The sequence below is a fragment of the Limnohabitans sp. genome, assembly GCF_040400975.1.
GTDB lineage: Bacteria > Pseudomonadota > Gammaproteobacteria > Burkholderiales > Burkholderiaceae_C > Limnohabitans_A.
The window spans coordinates 1-4,090 of sequence record NZ_JBBAPF010000057.1 but is presented as its reverse complement, the minus strand read 5'-3'; the positions used below and the strand labels follow the sequence as shown (position 1 = coordinate 4,090).

At 59.9% G+C, this 4,090-nt stretch carries 2 protein-coding genes; both read right to left on the bottom strand.

Features of this window, described 5'->3' with window-relative positions; translation table 11 throughout:
* Nucleotides 1–254 precede the first annotated feature (254 nt).
* Nucleotides 255–2,348: an HMG-box domain-containing protein gene (locus ABWQ00_RS15625; protein WP_353239579.1), complete on the bottom strand. Its 2,094-nt coding sequence runs from the start codon at nucleotides 2,346–2,348 to the stop codon at nucleotides 255–257.
* Nucleotides 2,349–2,413: 65 nt separating this feature from the next.
* Nucleotides 2,414–4,090, bottom strand: a 1,677-nt coding sequence (locus ABWQ00_RS15620; protein ID WP_353239578.1) for a hypothetical protein, incomplete at its 5' end; no start/stop codon positions are given.

Sequence of the window (4,090 nt, the reverse complement as noted above, 5' to 3'; positions counted from 1 at the left end):
GGGTGTGATGCGGATGCCGTGCGAGGCCTCTTGCAGCCTCCAAATCCGTACAAGATGCGGCAGCGGGTGTGATGCGGATGCCGTGCGAGGCCTCTTGCAGCCTCCAAATCCGTACAAGACGCGGGTGATGCCACGCGAGGCCTCTTGCAGCCTCCCAAAGCATGCGATGCGGGTGCGATGCGGATGCCGTGCGAGGCCTCTTGCAGCCTCCTAAAGCATGCGATGCGGGCGCGATGCGGGCCGCATCGGCAAGGCTAGAGTGCGCACAGTTCTTGAAATATGTGCTTGTGGCGAGCCTGTACTGCCGCAGCTCTTGTCTTTGGCAAGTCTTGGCCTAATGCGAACCACCTCAACATGCAGGGCAACGGTGGTGCCATCGAAGACCTTTTCATCAGGGCACAGCCGTGCCGCCGGCAGTACAATGACACAGCTTCTTGGGTCGTGCCCTCCTTCACGATGGAGATGCGCCCCCAGATGTCATTCTCATCGGCTGGGTTTCGAACCGACCCGCGCGCATCGACGATCGGCAGCTCAAGATCCTCGCCCGCAACATCACCGGGGTCTGCCACGGGCACTCCGGCGTTGGCCGCTTCGATGGCTTCTTCTTCTTCTTCACCATCTGAAGGATCAGATGGATTGCCTTCGGCCTCATCGTGCTCAACAGCCTCCTTCACTATGTCAAGGTCGAAGGCGGCAAGCGCATCGTCCTCATCCACAACATTGATGTTGCCATCCTCGTCCGTGCTGCTTTCTGCAGGCTGCTGCGCGACCTTGGCCTTCTTGGTGGCTCTACGGCGTCCTGCACACCGCCTCTTGGGCCCTCCCCCAGGAGACTGGTCTAGGCTGCGCATGAACTTGGCCACTGCAGCCGCCCTTCGCGCCTGCAGCCTGCCTTCTGCGTGATCCACCTCCAACTGATGCATCTCGGTAACACCAGTCACATGGAAGTCTGCAAGGCCAGACTGCTTGTACGAGATGGAGTACGCCACAGCATTATCCAAGCCTAGCCACATCCACGCCAATTCCGTGCTGTCCTTCATGCTGTCAACACTTGGCCTGATGTGGACCACATTGCCAGGCCTAACTGTGCCAGTTTCTTCACAGGCGTATATCATATTCTGAAGGCATGGGTTGATCAGCAACGCTAATAGTCCACGCCGGCCAGGTTCAGCTGGACCTGCCGCGCCACCATCTGGTGCTCCAATGTAAAACAAGGGCAAGGGCGCCGCGGCCGCATTGTAGGTGGTTTGTTTGCTCTTTGATATACTGGTCCACCGCATGAACCGTTTCTTGAAGTGATTCAGCTTTTCTTTCGTTGCTGCATCCAATGTGTCGCCGCAACGGCACTTGCCAAAGGCTGCCTCGCATAGCCTGGGGGGCCGAACATCCAAGTCAGGTCCTCCTTGAACCGGTGCGTTGCCGATTCGAACACTCCAGGCCTTGCTAAGCTCTCTGACGCGATCAACGACAGTGCTCAGCCTGTCTTCCCTGATTGGGAACACCGAGTCACCAGTGTAAGGCCACGGCAAGACTGGCCGAGGAGGGGCTGGTTCAGGGCAAGGCGGAATAGGTCGCCCTGGCCGTTCGTAGCGAGCCTTCTCTTCGGCTGGCAGCTGTCTCCACATCGTAGCAATGGCTGCAGCATCAAGCCCCCCGGCGCCATCTTTCTTCTCCTTGAAGAAGTTACACCATGGGTTCCGGGACTGTCGGGGAGGCTCCTGTAGAACAGGCCCATTCGCCAGCTGCTGCTCCATGAACAGGTCCAGATTGGTCTTCGCACTCGTCAGCACATGGCTCGCTGCAACCGAGGTCAGGCAAGGCGCATTGCCATGCGTAGCGGAGCCTCGCGTATTCATGCCTGCGAAGCTAGCCTCGCACGCGATATTCGATGCCGGTATCCTTGCGAAGAGCTCCTGGGTGAACTGCAAGTTCGGTGGTGATAGAATGGCCTCGACCGTTGGAGCTCGTTGCCGGTAGTCTTGGGTAAAGGCGTCGCAGTGCTCGCAAGCAGCAACAAGTTGCCCCGCAATCTGCACCTTGCGGTCGTGCGAAACTCCCGTACTTGCCAGCAGGCCCAGTCGCCAAGGCCAACGATCCAACGGCTTCAGGAACCGACCAACCAGCTGGCCACACTCAGACCAAGTCAGTGTGGCGGCCACCACGCAGAGCGCCTCGTTCCACGCACGCCTGCGGAGCAGAGGGATCCAATGAGCATGGCCCATGTCTTGGAGAGCCGCGCAGTAGCGGCCCAGAATGGGCGGAATCGGGTTTGTGGCCGGGTCGATGAAGGTGAGAATGCCACTGGTGGCTGGGTCGAAACGCCTGGATACCTTGAACAGCTGGTTCATCAGCACACCGACGGGGCGGAGTGTTATGCACATTGCCATGAGTTTGTCCGGCGTTGAGGGGGCCGTCAGGAAGTTCTGCGTCTTTTCATTCGTACGGTCTCCTGATGTTCCCAGGCCTTTCGCGTGTCAAGCCCGAGCAGCGCATCTTCGTCAAAGACCGGCATTTCACCATACGGACCATACGGTTCCTGCAGACAACGCACCAGGGCTGGCAAGAGACTGCTCCAGGCGGTGAACACTCCGAACCACAGGACCGGCGGGAGCAGTTTCGACCACTTGTTCGCGCTGGGGACGACCGGCGGGTGGTCAATCATCAACGCCGTCAAGTCTTGCACAAGGGATTCGGCCGCGTGCTCCCTCGACGCGTGGCACCCGTATGGGCAGTAATGATAGATGCGGTCGCCGTCAAACGGGCCGGAGAAGAAGTCTCGGAGCCGGCCCCACGCAGCCAGTCGTGCAGTGCCCGTGGCGTCACCTGGCCCCTTGCTCTGCAGCCGCCACGTGAGCAAGTGATGGAGCAAGTCGAACAACGCGGCAACGTAGGCCTGGTCTGCGGGGCTTGGCGGGTCATAGGTGATCTTCAGCTTCGCACGCACGTGGTCCCGCAGCTTCTTCCGCAGAGTCGCCTGCAGTCTCTGCCGTCGGAGCAGCAAGGACGCACAGAAGAGCGCGGACATGCACCCCGTAATGTTGAACATAGCCAGCATCGTTAGGCATCCCTGGTGCATGCGGCAAGGGGCAGAGATACACGGGAACAGCGTTTGCAGATGATTGGCAAGCTTGATGCCGGAAGTCCCGCTGTCCGTGTTCACCACGAGGATGAACCGGCAGCACATGTCCCGGAATCCCGCCAAAGGCAGGGGCAGGCGTTTGGCCACGGCAGCAAGCAAGCATTCAGCCTGCGTGCTTTCCAACATAACCGGAGGCAGCACGATGTTGGCCTGCTCTTTCGCGCCCGCCCGGCTCCAGTGTAGCCGCGCGTGCACGGTCAGCACGTGCGCGGTCTGGCACCGCAGGCCCCCCACGCGCAGTGTCAGCTCTGTCTCGTCCAACGCCAGCTCCATAATGCAGTGGTCGGCGACGCGCGGTTGCTTCCGCAACTCCTCCAGCTCAAAGGCCATGAACGCCTCTGCGACGGCATTCCGTACGTCCTGGACATGTTTGTGACTGCATCTTGTCATGCAAGCGGTACCCCTCGTCGAAGCGACTGCAGCAACGGCACGATGTCTCTTCTTGCATCCTTTGCCGCTCTTCAGTGGCCGCAAGCCCCAACAAGCCCGTTGCAGAGCTGATGGCAACCACTTCTTATAGCATCCTCTGCCATGTTGCTTGTCCAGTTGCCTTTGGTAGGGGTCAATGACCTCATTGGCCGTCTTCGCCATGTCTTCGTTGTGGAGTTGCACCCGCGCCTGGACATGAGGCGCCAGCTTGCCTTGTCTTTCCAGCCTGCGCCTTGCTTTGGCTGCCCGCATGTGCTGTGCAAGCAGTGACGAGCGCCGTCGGAAACGCTGGTCAGGAAGACGGGCAGCAACCTCGAGCACAACATCAATCTCTGCATCGGACGATGCCGACAGCACTTTGCTGATCGCATCGTCCACGCTCATGACTCCGGCTTCCGGCCCAAAGTGGGTCCAAGCTGCTGGAGCAATTGAGCCGGAAACGAGCTGCACACAGCAGCCGGGCTTCGACTTCGGGCGGGGCGGGCTCGATGCCGCTTCAGGTTGGCCGAAAACTTTCGAATC

What these genes read in the sequence shown, in the direction of transcription:
- ABWQ00_RS15625 (WP_353239579.1), bottom strand. Translation starts at nt 2,348, where the DNA reads ATGAACCAGCTGTTCAAGGTATCCAGGCGTTTCGACCCAGCCACCAGT.